Below are 16275 nucleotides of genomic sequence, written 5' to 3'. Positions count from 1 at the left end.
GTATTTATCAGAGATTGTCAGCCGCAGGTTTCCACATATTCGACGGCCGGCTTGATGCCGGCGCGCATGCGCGTGATCTTGCCCTTGCTGGCCTCGAAGATCAGGGCCTTGTCTGCGCCCTTCGGCAACACCAGGTATTCGCCGTTCTTGTCGTATTTGTGCAATTCGCTGCGCATGGCCGGTGCGTGGCGCAGGGCCTCCTTGGCCGACATGCGCGCCGTGATGCCGGCGCTGTTGCGCACCACGCCCTTGGCGTCGGCGCGCGTGATCACGCCTTGTTCGACCATGAAGCGCACCTGTGGATAACGCTTGAAGCCGACCATCGAGCAGGCCGGATCGGCCGGGCGCGGCGTGGCGCGCTGGCCCAGCTTGCGTTCGACCTGGTCGAGCCGCTGGCCGAACACGACCTTGCCGTAGCCGTCGGGCGACAGCACCTGGCTCGAAGCAGTGGCGGACAGCCCCAGCAGGGTCGTCAAGAGAAAGAATCGGATCGTCTTCATGCTCACCTCATACAAAATGGCACTGCTCCACAGGCAATGCGTATTGACGAGTATAAGTGACTCGCAAGCAAAAACGGCGCGGGATTGCCGAACACGCGATAATGCCGCCTCCGGCATACATGTCCTCCAGGCTTCAGGTAATGGCTCCAGAACTCCAGACTCCCGTCCCTTCTCCCTGCATCAATATCTGCAAGATGGTGCCCGCCACCGGTTTGTGCGAAGGCTGCATGCGCACGATCGACGAAATCCGCGCCTGGCGCAATGCGAGCGACGACGAGAAGCGCACGATCTGGACCGAGATCCGGCGCCGTGAAGCGGCACTGTTCGGCGACTGAGAGACGCCAATGGACTTGCGCTTGCCACCATCGATTCACGTGCTCGAGCGCAATTGGCTGTCGTCGAATAACGTCTTCTTGAGCGGGCCCGACGGCACCGCCCTGATCGATAGCGGCTACGTCACCCATGCGCCTCAGACGCTGGCGCTGCTGCGCCACCTGCTGGCAGGCAGGCCGCTCGACCGCCTGCTCAATACCCATCTGCACTCCGACCACTGCGGCGGCAACGCGGCCCTGCAGGCGGCTTATGCCTGTCATACCGCGATTCCCGCCTTTGATGCGGACAAGGTCGCGCGCTGGGACGAAGACGCGCTGAGCTTTCGCGCCACCGGCCAGCAATGCCCGTGCTTCGGCTTCGATGGCGTGCTGGCGCCGGGCGATGTGCTGCTGCTGGGCGGCCTGCGCTGGCAGGTGCTGGCGGCGCCCGGCCACGATCCGCATGCGCTGCTCATGTTTTGTGCGGAAGAAGGCGTGCTGGTGTCGGGCGATGCGCTATGGCAGGACGGCTTCGGCGTCATCTTCCCCGAACTGGCCGGCGAGCCCGGCTTCGAAGAGGTCGGCGCCACGCTCGACCTGATCGCAAGCCTGGCGCCGCGCGTGGTGATTCCCGGCCATGGGCCGGTGTTCGGCGACGTCGGGGCCGCTTTAAGGCGCGCCAGGGGACGCCTCGATTACCTGGCGGCCGACCCGAGCCGCAATGCGCGCAATGCGGTCAAGGTGCTGCTCAAATTCCTGTTGCTCGAGCGTGGGACGATTGCGCTGGCCAGCCTGCCGGGCCTGCTGGGTTCCATCCCGCTGGTCGAACGGGTTCGCACGCATGTGCTGGGCCTGGAGGCCGATGCATTGGCAGCGTGGGCCGCCGATGCGCTGGTGCGCGCCGGCGCCGCGCGCATCGTGGGAGAGCACTTGCTCGATCTTTAGAGGAAGAAATCTAGCACGACCGTTCTTTTTTCGGCGCTATAATGATCCACCAACCATTTACCGAGAGCCTGCCCATGACGCTGCCCGCCGTGCTGCAAGACCTGTCCCTTCCCGTGATCGCTTCGCCGATGTTCATCGCCAGCGGTCCCGCCCTGGTGGCGGCCCAGTGCAAGGCCGGCATCGTCGGTTCCTTCCCGGCCCTGAACGCCCGCCCGGCCGAGCTGCTCGATACCTGGCTGACCGACCTGCAGCGTGAACTGGGCGAGTACGCGGCAGCCAATCCGGGCGCGAAAGTCGGCCCGATCGCGGTCAACCAGATCGTCCATCAATCGAACGACCGGCTGGCGCACGACGTCGAGGTCTGCGTCCGGCACCAGGTGCCGATCATCATCTCGTCATTGCGCGCGCCGCCGCGCGAGATGATGGATGCCGTGCATTCGTACGGCGGCATCGTGCTGCACGACGTGGTCTCGATCCGCCACGCCGAAAAGGCGCTGGAGGCCGGCGTGGATGGCCTGATCCTGGTGGCGGCCGGCGCCGGCGGCCATGCGGGCGCGCTGTCGCCGTTCGCGCTGGTCGGCGAGGTGCGCAAGATGTTCAAGGGACCGATCGCGCTGTCCGGATCGATCGCCACCGGCGACGCGATCCTGGCGGCGCAGGCGATGGGGGCGGACTTTGCGTATATCGGCTCGCGCTGGCTGGCCACGCAAGAGGCGAACGTCAGCGACGGCTACCGCGAGGCGATCGTCGAGTCGAGCGCGGCCGACGTGGTGTACACCAACCTGTTCACCGGCGTGCACGGCAACTACCTCAAGAAGTCGATCGTGGCGGCCGGGCTGGATCCGGACAACCTGCCGGAATCGGATAAGAGCAAGATGAGCTTCGGTTCGGGCGCGGCCAAGGCCTGGCGCGACATCTGGGGCGCGGGCCAGGGCGTGGGCCTGATGGACGACGTGCCGACGGTGGCCGAGATGGTCGCGCGGCTCAAGCGCGAGTATGACGCCGCGCGTGCAAGGCTGGCCCTGTAAGGCTTATTCGGCCGGCTTCAAATCCTCTGGCCTGATCGTCCACAACCCCGGCAGGTTGCGCCAGTAGCCATACACGTCCATCCCGAAGCCGACCACGAACTTGTTCGGCAAGGTCAGCCCGACCAGGTCGGCCTGGATCGGCTTGGCGCGGCCCAGGTCCTTGTCGGCGAACACGGCGACGATCACCTCGGCCGCGCCCATGTCGAGCAGGCGCTGCTTTACATGGGCCAGCGTCTCGCCTTCGTCCAGGATGTCGTCCACCACCACGATGATGCGGCCGGCCACGTTCTGGCGCGGGATCACCTTCCACACGATCTCGCCGCCGCGGTCGTCGTCGCCATAGCGGCTGACGTGGATATAGTCGAAGTCGAGCGGGAAGGCCAGTTGCGGCAGCAGCGTGCCGGTGAACACGACCGCGCCGCCCATCACGCCCAGCACCAGCGGGAATTCGGCGGCGCCGTCCGCGCCGAAGCGGGCATTGAGGGCATCGGCGACGCGCCGCACGGCGGCATTGACTTCGATGGGTTCGACGATCTGGGTGGCGTTCGCCAATAGCGCTTGCGCGCGCTCGTGGTGGAATTCGTGCATGGTCTTCACAGTCAGTTGAGTGCCGGACCATTATGCGTCATCCTTGAGAGGCATGCGTTCCCGTTGGCCGCTCGAGCGGATTGCGGCGTATGATACGCAGCTTGGAAAACAAAACCGACGCATCCAGCCATGTCTCAACACGAATTCCAGGCCGCACGTGCAGGCCGCCTCGCGCAACTGCGCGCCGCCATGGCGCGCCACGGCATCGACGCCTGCATCGTGCCGTCGAGCGATCCCCATCTGTCCGAATACCTGCCCGGCCACTGGAAGGGCCGTGAATGGCTGTCCGGCTTCACCGGCTCGGTCGGCACCTTCATCGCCACCGCCGATTTCGCCGGCGTCTGGACCGATGGCCGCTACTTCACGCAGGCCGAGACCGAGCTGGCCGGCTCCGACATCGCGCTCATGAAAATCCCGGGCGCCGCCAGCCAGCTGCACGTCGACTGGCTGGCCGCCAACCTGGCCGCCGGCCAGACCGCCGCCGTCGATGCGCGCGTGCTGGGCCTGGCCGGCGCCCGCCTGCTGGGCGATGCGCTGGCCGCCAGGGGCATCACCCTGCGCACCGATATCGACCTGCTCGACGAAGTCTGGAGCGAGCGGCCGTCGCTGCCGGTCGATCCGGTATTCGAACACCTGCCGCCTTACGCCACCGCCAGCCGCGCCGACAAGCTGCACGCCACGCGCGCCGCGATGGAGGCGCATGGCGCCGGCTTCCACTTCATCTCGACGCTGGACGACATCGCCTACCTGTTCAACCTGCGCGGCGCCGACGTCAGCTTCAACCCGGTCTTCCTGGCCCACGCCTTGATCGGCCGCGGCGACGCGACGCTGTTCGTGGGCGAGGGCAAGGTGCCGGACGACGTGCGCGCCCGCCTCGAAGCCGACGACGTGCACCTGGCGCCCTATGCCAACGCGGTGCATGCGCTGGAGTCGCTGCCTGACGGCGCCACCCTGCTGCTCGACCCGCGCCGCGTCACCGCCGGCATGCGCGCCAGCGTGGCCCAGGGCGTGAACGTGGTCGAGGCGATCAACCCGACCACCTTCGCCAAGTCGCGCAAGCTGGAAAGCGAGGCCGTGAACGTGCGCGCCGCGATGGAGCAGGATGGCGCGGCGCTGTGCGAATTCTTCGCCGCGCTCGAGCCGCTGCTGCTTGATGCGAACCGCGCGCCGCTCAACGAAGTGGACATCGACACCCGCATCACGGCAGCCCGCGCGCGCCGCCCGAATTTCGTCAGCGCCAGCTTCTCGACCATCGCCGGCTTCAACAGCAATGGCGCGATCATGCACTACCGCGCCGAGAGCGCGAGCTGCGCCGTCATCGAAGGCGACGGCCTGCTGCTGATCGACTCGGGCGGCCAGTACCTGGGCGGCACCACCGACATCACGCGCGTGATCCCGGTCGGCACGGCAAGCAGCGCGCAGATGCGCGACTACACGCTGGTGCTCAAGGGCCTGATCAACCTGTCGGCCACGCGCTTCCCGCGCGGCACCCGCGCGCCGATGCTGGACGCGATCGCGCGCGCCCCGATCTGGGCCGCCGGCATCGACTATGGCCACGGCACCGGCCACGGCGTCGGCTACTTCCTGAACGTGCACGAAGGGCCGCAGACGATTTCGCCGGCGGTGCCGCCGGAGCCGCATACGGCCATGGAGCCGGGCATGATCACCTCGATCGAGCCGGGCATCTATCGCCCGGGCCGCTGGGGCATCCGCATCGAGAACCTGGTGCTGAACCAGCATGTCGAGACGTCGGAGTTCGGCGAGTACCTCGGCTTCGAAACGCTGACCCTGTGCCCGATCGATACCCGCTGCCTCGATCGATCGCTGCTGCGGCCGGATGAAATCGCCTGGCTGAACGACTATCACGCCACCGTGCGCGCGCGCCTGACGCCGCACGTCGAAGGTCCGGCCTTCGAATGGCTGATGCTGCGCACGGAGGCGATCTGATATGGCCAGCTCACGCTCCACCCGCGCCAGCACCGCCGTCGAACGCCTGAAGCAGCGCACCGGGAACAACCTGTACTCGATGGCGCGCACCGGCGACGGCCATTTCTACCTGTCCGAAGCGCCCGGCAGCCCGCCATTGTGCGCGCCGATGGAGCTGGACGACTTCGTTGCCTTCGTCAAGGGACTGGGCCCGCAGGAACAGCCGCGCATCAGCAAGAACGACCTGGCCTTCGAGAAGCAGCTGGTCAAGAAGAAGCCCTGAGTCCCTACTGACGCGCATGACCGAAATTAACCTGTTCGCGGCCTACTGGTCGAAGAACGAGCTGTTCACCAATGGCCTGATCCTGTTGCACCTGGTCGGGGCCTTGCTGCTCGGCCTGCTGGTCGGCTACGAGCGCGCCTATCACGGGCGCGCGGCCGGCATGCGCACCTATGGCCTGGTGTGCATGGCCTCGGCCGGGCTGACCATCCTGGCCGGCTATCCCGACTTCTGGTACGGCGGCCACGCGGGCCTGCTGGCGCCGATCGATCCGACCCGCATCATCCAGGGCGTGGTCACCGGCGTCGGTTTCCTGGGCGCCGGCGTCATCATGCGCGACGGCTTCAACATCAGCGGCCTGACGACGGCGGCCTCGATCTGGGCCTCGTCGGCGATCGGCATCCTGATCGGCATCGGCTTCTATCTCGCCGCGATGGGCCTCGCCTTTTTGTCGGCGATGATCATGATCTACCTGAACCGGCTGGAGACCTTCCTGCCGTCGCGCCACGCGGTGGCGGTGCGGATGCGCTTCAAGCTCGATTTCCTGCCGCGCGAGGATGCGATCCGCAAGATCGCGCTCGAGCGCGGCTACGAGATCGCCGGCAGCTCGCTGACCATCAGCAGCGACGAAGGCCGCCAGGAATGGCGCTTCGTGGCGCTGGCGCTGTCGCGCAAGACCGGCGCGCCGCTGTCGGAGCTGGCGCGCGAGCTGGCGGCCTTCGACGGCGTCGACTCGTTCCAGCTGTCGCACGCGCGTAACTGAATTCGCTGCACCACACTACAATTCCAACACGGGGTTTTCCAATGGACGCACAAGAAGTTCTCGATTTCTGGTTCCTGCCCGCGTCAAGTGCAGGCCACGGCAAGCAGCGCGCCGAATGGTTCCGCAAGGACGACGCCTTCGATGCCGCCATCCGCGAACGCTTCGGCGCGGCAATCCAGCACGCGATCGCCGGCGGCCTGCGCGAATGGGACGAGCAGGGCCCGCGCGGCGTGCTGGCGCGCATCCTCGTGCTCGACCAGTTCACCCGCAATGCCCATCGCGGCACGCCCGACTCCTTCGCCGGCGACCCGCTGGCGCTGGGCGCCGCGCGCCAGCTGGTGGAGTCCGGCGCGCACCTGGACTTGAGCCCGCTCGAGCGCGTCTTCGTCTACATGCCGTTCGAGCATGCCGAGGATGCGCGCATGCAGGAGCAGTCGGTCGAGCTGTTCACCGACCTGGCCGCCAGCCATGAGGGATTCAACGAACAGCTCGACTATGCGCACCGCCACCGCGGCGTGATCGCGCGTTTCGGCCGCTTCCCGCACCGCAATCCGATCCTGGGCCGTGCCTCGACGTCCGAAGAACAGGAATACCTGGACAAACCCGGCTCGGGATTCTGAGTGGCGCCCACCCTGAACCTGGTCGGCGCCGGCCACGTCGGCCGCGTGCTGGGCCGCCTGTTCTCCGATAGCGGCGCGTTCGTGGTGCAGGACGTGCTGACCCGGTCGCATGACAGTGCGCGGGCCGCGGTCGACTTCATCGGCGCCGGCCGCGCCTGCGTCGACGTCGCGGCGCTGCGGCCGGCGCAGGCCTGGCTGCTGGCCGTGAACGACGACCAGATCGCGCCAGTGTGCGCGGCGCTGGCGCAGGCGCACGACCTGCGTGGCGCGCTGGTGTTCCACTGCAGCGGCGCCAAGGCGTCAGGCGAATTGCAGGCCGCCGCGGCGCAGGGCGCGCTGGTGGCCAGCGTGCATCCGATCCGCAGTTTCGCCGATCCCGACGCCGTGGCGCGCGACTTTTCGGGCACCTTCTGCGGGATCGAGGGCGATGCGGGCGCGCTGGCGCTGGTCGCGCCGGCCTTCGAGGCGATCGGCGCGCGCCTGGTGACGATCGATGCCACGGCCAAGACGGTTTACCATGCGGCGGCGGTGTTCGCGTCGAATTACCTGGTCACGGTGCTCGACGCGGCCCTGCGCGCTTACCAGGCGGCAGGCGTGCCGGAAGAAGTGGCGCGCGAACTGGCGCGTCCGCTGGCCGGCGAGGCGATGGCGAATGTCTTCCGGCTCGGTCCGGCGGCGGCCCTGAGCGGGCCGGTGGCGCGTGGCGACCATGCGACCGTGGCGCGCCAGCAGGCGGCCCTGATGGACTGGGATCCGGCGACCGGCAAACTGTACGAGGCGCTGCTGCCGTTGACGGCCGACCTGGCCCGGCGCAAGCGCGACCAACACTGAACAATCGGGAAAATCATGTTCTTCACTGCCTGGGCCACGCTGGCCATCCTCGGTGTGTATTTCTGGACCTGGGGCGTGGCCGGCTATGCCCGCGTGCGCTACAAGGTGCCGGCGCCCTCGATGGATGGGCCCGAGGCATTCCAGCGCGCCCATCGCGTCCAGATGAACACGCTGGAAATGCTGCCGCTGGTGCTGGTGCCGCTGTGGCTGTGCGCTAACTTCCTGGGCGATGTGTGGGCGGCCGCCGGCGGCCTGCTGTGGTGCCTGGGCCGCATCCTGTATGCGCTGGGCTATTACCGGGATCCGGCCAAGCGCGAAGCAGGTTTCATTTTAGGCATGCTGGCTTGCGCCGCGTTAATCGGCGCCACAGTTTTTGGCCTTCTGATGCGATAAAACGAACAAAGCGCAGACAAAGATCGACAAAGTTCCCGTATGGAAATATGCTTGAGTACTGACCAACCAATAAGCATTGCGCGTCCTGTCCTGCAGGTCACTGGCGCGCCCCAGGAGAACAAATATGTTGTTTCTGAAGAGCACGAGTGTAACCAAGGCGCCCGGGATCTATGAAGTCGACGTCGCGGCCAAGCCGCCGGGCAAGACCTTCGGCGTGTTTCTGGCCACCGACCCGGAAAACCCGCCGCACACCGTGCTTGCCGGCCTGGCCGAACTGGGTTTCCAGAACATCCACCAGCAGAACTACACGCACCGCGACAAGGGCAAGGTGCTCGACCTGCATTTCCAGAAGGACGGCACCGATATGTTCAAGGGCTGGAAGGCGGAAGAATGCAGCGCCAACCTGGCCGCCATCGATGCCCTGTTCGGCAACGTCGGCATCAAGGTGGCGCCGCGCGTGATGAGCCTGGCGGAAGCCTACGCCTGATCTTTCACCCCATCACTTCCATGTGATACAGGGCCCAGGGGCAGGCGCCGAAGCGCTGCGCCACCGGCAGGGCCGCCATTTCCGGCACCCGGTCGGCGTCGTACACGGCCCATAGCGGCCCCAGCCCGCCCAGCGGGATCGGCTTGCCGTCCAGGTGGGTGGCGACGATGAAGTTCCACGCCCGCACCTGCCGCATCTCCAGCACGGCGGCATAGCAGTCGACCGCCCGCAGTACGACCTTCGCCGCATCGCGCGGCCTGGCGCCGGCCTGGGCCAGCACCTCGGCCAGCAGCGGTCCGCGCAGGGTGTGCGGCTTGCCGTCGTATTCCAGGGTCGGGCGGATGGTGCGCGCGGGCAGGGCGGCCAGGACCGCGAAATCCAGGGTGTACCCTCGTTCGAACGCCAGCTTGTGCTTGGCCATCATCTGGTCGAGCGCCGGATCGAGGGCGCCGCGGTTGCTGCGCGCGATCGCGCCGGTGATGGTCAGCAAGACAGGCCCTTTGGCCTGATCCGCGGGGCGGCTGGCGAAGGCGGGCGCCGCGCCTGCCAGTGCTGCGGCGCCCAGGAAATGGCGTTTGTCCATGCGAGAATGCAGTGGTGGTGGAAAGTTCACCATCATAGCCGTGAATATTCCTGATGATATTGCCCATGGATTTGTTTACCGCAGACGCTGCGCTGATTCCCATTCCCTTCGAAGACGGCCACCTCGCGTGGATGCCCCAACTGCCGCTGCCCTGGACCAATGCCGAGGTCATGGCGCGCCTGCTGGACGAAACCGACTGGCGCGAAGAGACGGTGATGGTGTACGGCAAGCGCCACCTGCAGCCGCGCCTGAGCGCCTGGTATGGCGATGCCGCGTATACCTATTCCGGCCTGCGCCTTCAACCGGCGCCGTTCACGCCCTTGCTCGCCACCCTGCACGCGGCGGTGGAAGCGGCAACCGGGCACAGCTTCAACAGCGTCCTGCTCAATCTCTACCGCAACGAGCGCGACAGCATGGGCATGCACAGCGACGACGAGCCGGAACTGGGGTCGCAACCGGCCATCGCCTCGCTGAGTTTTGGCGCCTCCCGCACCTTCATCCTGAAACATAAACACAACAAGAAGACGGTGCGGCTCGAACTGACCGATGGCAGTTTGTTATTGATGTCGGGTGAAACCCAGAAATATTGGTTGCATGGCATCAATAAGATTACACGCGCATTACAAGCACGCGTCAACCTAACTTTCAGGAAAATCGTTTAAACTCGCGGCAACCTCTTCGATCCACGCGGAAATATTAATAACCGGCCGGTCAGTAAGTTACACTTGCTTACAGTTCTTACGGAATCGCCACGGACTTGCTCTTTCGCTAGTGCTAATCTGGTCACATCGCGATTCGTTGGGAATCGCGAGCCAGATGAACAAGAAGAGGATTTGAGATGAAAAAGCTGATCGTTGCACTGCTCGCTACCACCGCCGCTGTCTCGGCTGTCCAGGCACAAGAATTCACCCCGCGCGCCTACGTTGGCGCCGGCGCCGTGGCGACCGACTATGAAGCCCGTGTCCCGGGCGCTACCAGCGCAGACATCGACACCATCAAGGCGTCGGCCAAGCTGTTCGGCGGCTACGAGTTCACCCCGAACTGGGCGGTCGAAGTCGGTCACACCGACTACCGCAGCGCCGACATCTATTACACGCTGGGCCCGGTGAACGCCAGCGGCCAGGTCGATGGCCGTTCGACCTATGTTGCTGCCAAGTTCAGCTCGCCGCTGACCGAGAAGCTGGTCGGCTACGCCAAGCTGGGCGTGTCGCATGACGTGAACGAACTGTCGGCGGTCAATGCATCGCTGAACCGCCGCGACAGCGACAACAATGCCTACGGCGCCCTGGGCGTGCAGTACAACATCAACCAGGACGTGGCCGTGATCGCCGAATACGAGCGCTTCGGCGGCACCCGTGATTTCGGCGTGCGTCCGAATGCACTGACGATCGGCGCGAAGTACTCGTTCTAAGCCGGACGTTGCATGAACGAAAAAGGCCCTGCGGGGCCTTTTTTTTGCTTGTCGATTTATAAACGTGCCAATACCTGGCCCTGCGGCCGATTCACCCACGGCGGCACGATGATCGACGGCGCCGGCGCCGCGTGGCCGGCCGAGATGAAGCGGTGCAGCGACGACCAGGGCCAGTCGCGCGCCTCGAGGCAGTGGCCATGGCGCACGGCGTCGGTGTGGACGTAGTCGACCAGGGCGGCGTAATCGTCGTCCGGGCCGACCCGGTAGTGGCGGTAGTGCCGCTCCCAGACGGCGCCATCGTCGACCTCTGGCCGGCCGGTCTTGCGCAAGGCCTTGGAAAACGCAATCTTGACCGCGCGCCAGCGGCTCGAGCAATCGTGGTCGCCCGGCGGCAGGGTCCAGATCGCATGGGCGTGATCCGGCAGCACCGTCCATGCATCGACGTGGAAGGGACGGCGCGCGCGCGCCAGCCGCATCGCTTCGCCGAATGTGGAGATATGTTCTGTCAGCAAGGTGCTGCCGCGATCGAGCAGGCGCACCGTGAAAAAGAACGTCCCGCCCGGGACGCGGTTATCGCGGTAATTGAGCATGGTCTGGCCGGCACCGCGCACGCCATGCGGCTGCGGTCGACGAGCTTCCGAGAGTCCTTATTTCCGAAAGTTTTACACATTTTACGTGCCGACCGCGTTCCGTTTCCGCTAATAAAAAAGCCTGCCGAATGGCAGGCTTTCCTTACGAAACAGGCACTTGCGTCCTGTCCATCAACCTTGTCAGGTCGTCAGCGGCTTATAACGAATGCGCTTCGGCTTGGCGCCTTCTTCGCCCAGGCGTTTCTTCTTGTCGGCTTCGTATTCCTGATAATTACCGTCGAAGAAGGTGACTTGCGAATCGCCTTCGAAGGCCAGGATGTGGGTGGCGATACGGTCCAGGAACCAGCGATCGTGCGAGATCACCATCACGCTGCCGGCGAACTCGAGCAGCGCGTCTTCCAGCGCGCGCAGGGTTTCCACGTCCAGGTCGTTCGACGGTTCGTCCAGCAGCAGGACATTGCCGCCTTGCAGCAGGGTCTTGGCCAGGTGCAGACGGCCGCGTTCGCCGCCTGACAGGTTGCCCACGACTTTCTGCTGGTCGGAACCCTTGAAGTTGAAGCGGCCCAGATAGGCGCGCGACGGCATCTCGAAGCGGCCGACGCTGAGCATGTCGGCGCCGCCCGAGACGTCTTCGAACACGGTCTTGTTATTGGCCAGTTCGTCGCGGCTCTGGTCCACCAGCGACACCTTGGCGGTCTTGCCGATCGCGACTTCGCCGCTGTCCGGCTGTTCTTTGCCGGCGATCATCTTGAACAGCGTCGATTTACCGGCGCCGTTGGGGCCGATGATGCCGACGATGGCGCCTGGCGGCACGGTGAACGACAGGTTGTCGATCAGCAGGCGGTCGCCGAAGGCTTTCGAGACGTTCTTGAATTCGATGACTTCATTGCCCAGGCGCTCGGCCACGGGGATGAAGATCTCTTGCGTCTCGTTGCGCTTCTGGTATTCGTACTCGCTCAGCTCGTTGAAGCGGGCCAGGCGGGCTTTCGACTTGGCCTGGCGCGCCTTCGGATTCTGGCGCGACCATTCGAGTTCTTTCTGCAGGGCCTTCTGGCGCGCCGATTCGGTCGATTCTTCCTGCTTCAGGCGCGCCTGCTTCTGGTCCAGCCACGACGAGTAATTGCCCTTCCATGGGATGCCATGGCCGCGGTCCAGTTCCAGGATCCATTCGGCGGCGTTGTCGAGGAAGTAGCGGTCGTGGGTGATGCCGACCACGGTGCCCGGGAAGCGCAGCAGGAATTGTTCGAGCCACTCGACCGATTCGGCATCCAGGTGGTTGGTCGGTTCGTCGAGCAGCAGCATGTCGGGTTTCGACAGCAGCAGCTTGCACAACGCCACGCGGCGCTTCTCGCCGCCCGACAGCACGCCGATCTTCTGGTCCCACGGCGGCAGGCGCAGCGCGTCGGCGGCCATTTCCATCTGCAGGTTCAGGTTGCCGCCATCGGCCGCGGCGATGATCGATTCCAGGCGCTCCTGCTCCTTGGCCAGGGCGTCGAAGTCGGCGTCTTCGTCGGCATAGGCGGCGTACACCGCTTCCAGCTTGGCTTGCGCCTCGAAGGCTTCGCCGAGGCCGGATTCCACCTCTTGGCGCACGGTTTTTTCGGGGTCGAGCTGCGGTTCCTGCGGCAGGTAGCCGATGTTCAGGCCCGGCATCGGGCGCGCTTCGCCCTGGATGTCGGTGTCGATGCCGGCCATGATCTTGAGCAGGGTCGACTTGCCCGAGCCGTTCAGGCCCAGCACGCCGATCTTGGCGCCGGGGAAGAAGGACAGCGAGATGTCCTTGAGGATTTGACGTTTCGGTGGGACGATCTTGCCCACGCGGTTCATGGTATAGACGTAATTGGCCATGCTTTGACTCTGGTGTTGTTCAAGGAGCACAGGATACGCCAGAACCCCGCGCCCGACACGGGATTTCTTGGCCGGGGCCGGTGAAATCCCGTATGGGCTGCGCCGGATCAGGCCTTGGCTGCTGGCTGCGGCCGACGCAGCAGGCCTTCGCCGGCGAACAGCACCAGCGCACTCCAGATCAGCACGAAGCCGACCAGGCGATCGGCGGTAAACGCTTCCTTGAACAGCCATACGCCGAGCAGGAATTGCAGGGTCGGCGACAGGTATTGCAGCAAGCCCAGAATCGACAGCGGAATCCGGCGCGCACCGCTGGCGAACAGCAGCAGCGGGATCGCGGTGAGCGGGCCGGCCATCACCAGCAGCACGCGCGTGGTGTCGGAATCGGTGTTGATGAACACGTTCTGGCCCTGCAGGGTCAGCCAGATGACGTAGGCGGCAGCCAGCGGAAACAGCACGATGGTCTCGAACGACAGGCCCTCGAGCGCGCCCAGCGCCGCGGTCTTGCGCAGCAGGCCATAGCTGCCGAACGAGAACGCCAGGAACAGGGCGATCCAGGGCACCGTGCCGGTCTGCCAGGTCAGCCAGCCCACGCCCAGCGCCGCGATCGCGATCGCCACCCACTGGACGGTGCGCAGGCGTTCCTTCAGGATCAGGTAGCCAAGCATGATATTGACCAGCGGATTGATGAAATAGCCGAGGCTGGCCTCGATCACGTGGTGGTTGGTGACCGACCAGATATAGACCAGCCAGTTGGCGCTGAGCAGCAGGGCCGACAGCACGAAGCTGAGGAACACGCGCGGCTGGCGCACGACATTGAGCCATTTCCACTGGCGCCGGAGCAGCAGCACGACCAGCAGGAAGCCGAGCGACCACAGCATCCGGTGCGCCAGGATCTGCATCGGCGGCACGTCGCCCAGGGCATGGAAATAGATGGGGAACAGCCCCCAGCAGAGAAAGGCCAGGGCCGCGTAGATGATGCCGGAACGCATGGGGGGAAGGGGAGTGGATTGCTAAGGTGTCATTATCCCTGAAACCGTTCGCGACTGCTGGCGCCGGCCCCTTTTTGCACGGGTGTATGATGCACCACGAAATATTCTTGCTTTTTTCGCGCCACTATTTTATGGTGCGCCGCACCAATACAAAAGCGATGGTGACATCTTGACATCAGACAGCAAGAAAAGCAGCCTGGCCGCCCTCACCCTGGCCGCGGTCGGCATCGTCTACGGCGACATCGGCACCAGCCCCCTGTACACGCTGCGCGCGGTGTTCGACGACACCCACGGCCTGCCCCTGAATGCCCCCAATATCCTCGGCGTCATCTCCCTGATCTTCTGGGCGCTGACGGTCATCGTCTCGCTCAAGTACGTGACCCTGGTGCTGCGGGCGCACAACCGCGGCGAAGGCGGCATCATGGCCCTGATGGCGCTGGCCACCACCTCGGTGGCGCGCCAATCGCGCTGGAGCTTCCCGTTGCTGGCCATCGGCGTCATCGGCGCCACCATGTTCTATGGCGACAGCGTGATCACGCCGGCGATCTCGGTGCTCGGCGCGATCGAGGGGCTCGAGGTGGCGGCGCCCGGCATGTCGCACTATGTGGTGCCGCTGGCGGTGGTGGTGCTGGTGGCCCTGTACAGCGTGCAGCGCCATGGCACGGCCGGCATCGGCCGCTTCTTCGGCCCCGTGATGCTGGTGTGGTTCCTGGCCCTGGCCGCGATGGGCATCGTCAACATCGTCCAGTCGCCGGAGATATTGAACGCCCTCAATCCCTGGCATGCGGCGCACTTCATGGTGGACAATAAATTGCTGGCCTTTATCGCGCTGGGCGCGGTGGTGCTGGCGATCACCGGCGCCGAGGCGCTGTACGCCGACATGGGCCACTTCGGCGCCAAGCCGATCCGCATGGCCTGGTTCCTGATCGCCTATCCGGCGCTGACGCTGAACTACCTGGGCCAGGGCGGCCTCCTGATCGCCGATCCGGGCGCGGTGGAAAACCCGTTCTACCACCAGCTCGGCACCTGGAGCGTGATCCCGCTGGTGATCCTGTCGACCATGGCGGCGGTGATCGCCTCGCAGGCCACCATCAGCGGCACGTATTCGATGACCAAGCAGGCGATCGCGCTCGGCCTGCTGCCGCGCATGCGCATCCTGCACACTTCGGAAAGCGAGATCGGCCAGATCTATATCCCGGCCGTCAACTGGCTGCAACTGGCCGTGGTGCTGGTCGCCGTGATCGGCTTCGGCTCGTCGGACGAGCTGGCCGGCGCCTATGGCATCGCGGTCACCGCGACCATGATGATGACCACCATCCTGACCTTCTTCGTCACCCGCTACCGCTGGCGCCTGCCGCTGTGGGTGTGCCTGGGCGCGACCGGCTGCTTCCTGGCGATCGACGTCATGCTGTTCTCGGCCACCACCACCAAGCTGTTCCACGGCGGCTGGTTCCCGCTGCTGATGGGCGGCGTGCTGCTGACCCTGATGCTGACCTGGCGCCGCGGCCGCGGACTGGTGTTCGAGAACCTGCAGAAGCACGCCATCCCGCTGGAAGCCTTCATGGAATCGCTGTTCGTGGCGCCGCCGACCCGGGTGCCGGGCACGGCGATCTTCCTGCGCGGCGAAAGCGACGGCGTGCCGCACGCGATGCTGCACAACCTGTCGCACAACAAGGTGCTGCACGAGCGGGTCGTGTTCCTGACCGTGCACATGCGCGAGGAACCGTGGGTGGCGCCCGAGGAACAGATCGACATCGTCGACCTGGGCCACAACTGCTACCAGCTCAACATCCACTACGGCTTCAAGGACGAGGCCGATATCCCGGACATCCTCGAACGCTGCGGCGCGCTCGGGCTGGCGTTCGAGATGATGGAAACCTCGTTCTTCATCGCGCGCCAGACCGTGATCTCGGGCCCGGGCGGCGGCATGGCGCCGTGGCGCGAGCACCTGTACGTGGCGATGTCGCGCAATGCGCGCAGCGCGGCCGACTATTACCAGATCCGCAGCAACCGGGTGATCGAACTGGGGACGCAGATCGAAATCTGAGCCGCATTGGCAGCGGGCGGGGTAGAGTGTTGTGCGAAAACGTCAATCCCGCTTTTGCCCCACATTGCTAAACTACAATTATTAGACAAATTACGGACAGTTTCATGGCACTGATTCGATAAGGTACGAAGCTTC

At 65.3% G+C, this 16275-nt stretch carries 19 protein-coding genes; 13 read left to right on the top strand and 6 right to left on the bottom strand.

Annotated features, from left to right (window positions below):
• Positions 1 to 17: 17 nt before the first annotated feature.
• Complete coding sequence (locus Q9246_RS19255) at positions 18 to 500, bottom strand: hypothetical protein (protein ID WP_306392318.1); 483 nt, start codon at positions 498 to 500, stop codon at positions 18 to 20.
• Between the two features lie 140 nt (positions 501 to 640).
• Here Q9246_RS19255 and Q9246_RS19250 point away from each other — a divergent pair, with 140 nt between their 5' ends.
• The 3 genes from Q9246_RS19250 (at position 641) to Q9246_RS19240 (ending at position 2784) form a co-directional block, all read left to right on the top strand.
• Positions 641 to 835, top strand: coding sequence for a DUF1289 domain-containing protein (locus Q9246_RS19250; protein ID WP_422802333.1), 195 nt, complete (start codon positions 641 to 643; stop codon positions 833 to 835).
• 9 nt (positions 836 to 844) lie between these two features.
• Complete coding sequence (locus Q9246_RS19245; protein WP_306392316.1) at positions 845 to 1756, top strand: MBL fold metallo-hydrolase; 912 nt, start codon at positions 845 to 847, stop codon at positions 1754 to 1756.
• A gap of 74 nt (positions 1757 to 1830) precedes the next feature.
• Entirely contained in the window at positions 1831 to 2784 is a 954-nt protein-coding gene (locus Q9246_RS19240; RefSeq protein ID WP_306398228.1) for an NAD(P)H-dependent flavin oxidoreductase, read from the top strand.
• Positions 2785 to 2787: 3 nt separating this feature from the next.
• Here the strand turns inward: Q9246_RS19240 and Q9246_RS19235 are convergent, their stop codons facing one another.
• On the bottom strand, positions 2788 to 3372 hold the full coding sequence (locus tag Q9246_RS19235; protein ID WP_306392315.1) for a hypoxanthine-guanine phosphoribosyltransferase: 585 nt from the start codon (positions 3370 to 3372) through the stop codon (positions 2788 to 2790).
• A gap of 129 nt (positions 3373 to 3501) precedes the next feature.
• On the opposite strand from Q9246_RS19235, the gene Q9246_RS19230 reads away from it, so the two are divergent.
• The 7 genes from Q9246_RS19230 to Q9246_RS19200 all read left to right on the top strand — a co-directional run bounded on the left by Q9246_RS19230 (position 3502) and on the right by Q9246_RS19200 (position 8672).
• The gene (locus Q9246_RS19230; RefSeq protein ID WP_306392314.1) at positions 3502 to 5319 is read left to right on the top strand and encodes an aminopeptidase P family protein; all 1818 of its coding nucleotides are present in this window, start codon (positions 3502 to 3504) and stop codon (positions 5317 to 5319) included.
• A gap of 1 nt (position 5320) precedes the next feature.
• Complete coding sequence (locus Q9246_RS19225) at positions 5321 to 5581, top strand: hypothetical protein (protein ID WP_306392313.1); 261 nt, start codon at positions 5321 to 5323, stop codon at positions 5579 to 5581.
• 16 nt (positions 5582 to 5597) lie between these two features.
• Entirely contained in the window at positions 5598 to 6341 is a 744-nt protein-coding gene (locus Q9246_RS19220) for an MgtC/SapB family protein (RefSeq protein WP_306392312.1), read from the top strand.
• A gap of 41 nt (positions 6342 to 6382) precedes the next feature.
• The gene (locus Q9246_RS19215; RefSeq protein ID WP_306392311.1) at positions 6383 to 6961 is read left to right on the top strand and encodes a DUF924 family protein; all 579 of its coding nucleotides are present in this window, start codon (positions 6383 to 6385) and stop codon (positions 6959 to 6961) included.
• A complete protein-coding gene (locus tag Q9246_RS19210) occupies positions 6962 to 7792 on the top strand; it encodes a Rossmann-like and DUF2520 domain-containing protein (RefSeq protein ID WP_306392310.1) in 831 nt (276 codons plus the stop codon).
• Between the two features lie 15 nt (positions 7793 to 7807).
• On the top strand, positions 7808 to 8185 hold the full coding sequence (locus tag Q9246_RS19205) for an MAPEG family protein (RefSeq protein WP_306392309.1): 378 nt from the start codon (positions 7808 to 7810) through the stop codon (positions 8183 to 8185).
• A gap of 124 nt (positions 8186 to 8309) precedes the next feature.
• Positions 8310 to 8672 carry a hypothetical protein gene (locus Q9246_RS19200; RefSeq protein WP_306392308.1) on the top strand — a complete coding sequence of 121 codons (363 nt, stop codon included), beginning with the start codon at positions 8310 to 8312 and terminating at the stop codon, positions 8670 to 8672.
• Between the two features lie 4 nt (positions 8673 to 8676).
• Here Q9246_RS19200 and Q9246_RS19195 read toward each other — a convergent pair whose 3' ends face one another.
• On the bottom strand, positions 8677 to 9255 hold the full coding sequence (locus tag Q9246_RS19195) for a putative pterin-binding protein (protein ID WP_306392307.1): 579 nt from the start codon (positions 9253 to 9255) through the stop codon (positions 8677 to 8679).
• Positions 9256 to 9320: 65 nt separating this feature from the next.
• Here Q9246_RS19195 and Q9246_RS19190 point away from each other — a divergent pair, with 65 nt between their 5' ends.
• Entirely contained in the window at positions 9321 to 9917 is a 597-nt protein-coding gene (locus Q9246_RS19190) for an alpha-ketoglutarate-dependent dioxygenase AlkB family protein (protein WP_306392306.1), read from the top strand.
• A gap of 176 nt (positions 9918 to 10093) precedes the next feature.
• A complete protein-coding gene (locus Q9246_RS19185; protein ID WP_306392305.1) occupies positions 10094 to 10666 on the top strand; it encodes a porin family protein in 573 nt (190 codons plus the stop codon).
• A 56-nt stretch (positions 10667 to 10722) separates the two neighbouring features.
• Here Q9246_RS19185 and Q9246_RS19180 read toward each other — a convergent pair whose 3' ends face one another.
• The 3 genes from Q9246_RS19180 to rarD all read right to left on the bottom strand — a co-directional run bounded on the left by Q9246_RS19180 (position 10723) and on the right by rarD (position 14093).
• On the bottom strand, positions 10723 to 11256 hold the full coding sequence (locus Q9246_RS19180) for an REP-associated tyrosine transposase (protein WP_306392304.1): 534 nt from the start codon (positions 11254 to 11256) through the stop codon (positions 10723 to 10725).
• Between the two features lie 180 nt (positions 11257 to 11436).
• Complete coding sequence (gene ettA / locus Q9246_RS19175) at positions 11437 to 13104, bottom strand: energy-dependent translational throttle protein EttA (protein ID WP_306392303.1); 1668 nt, start codon at positions 13102 to 13104, stop codon at positions 11437 to 11439.
• Positions 13105 to 13211: 107 nt separating this feature from the next.
• Positions 13212 to 14093, bottom strand: coding sequence for an EamA family transporter RarD (gene rarD / locus Q9246_RS19170; protein ID WP_306392302.1), 882 nt, complete (start codon positions 14091 to 14093; stop codon positions 13212 to 13214).
• Positions 14094 to 14262: 169 nt separating this feature from the next.
• Here rarD and Q9246_RS19165 point away from each other — a divergent pair, with 169 nt between their 5' ends.
• Entirely contained in the window at positions 14263 to 16140 is a 1878-nt protein-coding gene (locus tag Q9246_RS19165) for a potassium transporter Kup (protein WP_306392301.1), read from the top strand.
• Positions 16141 to 16275: the final 135 nt, after the last annotated feature.

It is taken from the genome of Telluria beijingensis (assembly GCF_030770395.1).
GTDB lineage: Bacteria > Pseudomonadota > Gammaproteobacteria > Burkholderiales > Burkholderiaceae_D > Telluria > Telluria beijingensis.
Note: the sequence above shows the minus strand (reverse complement) of the source record. Positions and strands in the feature narration are given on the sequence as shown.

Coding starts and splice junctions, on each gene's coding strand:
- rarD (WP_306392302.1), bottom strand. CDS start 14,093: ATGCGTTCCGGCATCATCTACGCGGCCCTGGCCTTTCTCTGCTGGGGG.
- Q9246_RS19180 (WP_306392304.1), bottom strand. CDS start 11,256: ATGCTCAATTACCGCGATAACCGCGTCCCGGGCGGGACGTTCTTTTTC.
- Q9246_RS19230 (WP_306392314.1), top strand. CDS start 3,502: ATGTCTCAACACGAATTCCAGGCCGCACGTGCAGGCCGCCTCGCGCAA.
- Q9246_RS19245 (WP_306392316.1), top strand. CDS start 845: ATGGACTTGCGCTTGCCACCATCGATTCACGTGCTCGAGCGCAATTGG.
- Q9246_RS19225 (WP_306392313.1), top strand. CDS start 5,321: ATGGCCAGCTCACGCTCCACCCGCGCCAGCACCGCCGTCGAACGCCTG.
- ettA (WP_306392303.1), bottom strand. CDS start 13,104: ATGGCCAATTACGTCTATACCATGAACCGCGTGGGCAAGATCGTCCCA.
- Q9246_RS19190 (WP_306392306.1), top strand. CDS start 9,321: ATGGATTTGTTTACCGCAGACGCTGCGCTGATTCCCATTCCCTTCGAA.
- Q9246_RS19200 (WP_306392308.1), top strand. CDS start 8,310: ATGTTGTTTCTGAAGAGCACGAGTGTAACCAAGGCGCCCGGGATCTAT.
- Q9246_RS19235 (WP_306392315.1), bottom strand. CDS start 3,372: ATGCACGAATTCCACCACGAGCGCGCGCAAGCGCTATTGGCGAACGCC.
- Q9246_RS19205 (WP_306392309.1), top strand. CDS start 7,808: ATGTTCTTCACTGCCTGGGCCACGCTGGCCATCCTCGGTGTGTATTTC.
- Q9246_RS19255 (WP_306392318.1), bottom strand. CDS start 500: ATGAAGACGATCCGATTCTTTCTCTTGACGACCCTGCTGGGGCTGTCC.
- Q9246_RS19185 (WP_306392305.1), top strand. CDS start 10,094: ATGAAAAAGCTGATCGTTGCACTGCTCGCTACCACCGCCGCTGTCTCG.
- Q9246_RS19195 (WP_306392307.1), bottom strand. CDS start 9,255: ATGGACAAACGCCATTTCCTGGGCGCCGCAGCACTGGCAGGCGCGGCG.
- Q9246_RS19250 (WP_422802333.1), top strand. CDS start 641: ATGGCTCCAGAACTCCAGACTCCCGTCCCTTCTCCCTGCATCAATATC.
- Q9246_RS19215 (WP_306392311.1), top strand. CDS start 6,383: ATGGACGCACAAGAAGTTCTCGATTTCTGGTTCCTGCCCGCGTCAAGT.
- Q9246_RS19220 (WP_306392312.1), top strand. CDS start 5,598: ATGACCGAAATTAACCTGTTCGCGGCCTACTGGTCGAAGAACGAGCTG.
- Q9246_RS19240 (WP_306398228.1), top strand. CDS start 1,831: ATGACGCTGCCCGCCGTGCTGCAAGACCTGTCCCTTCCCGTGATCGCT.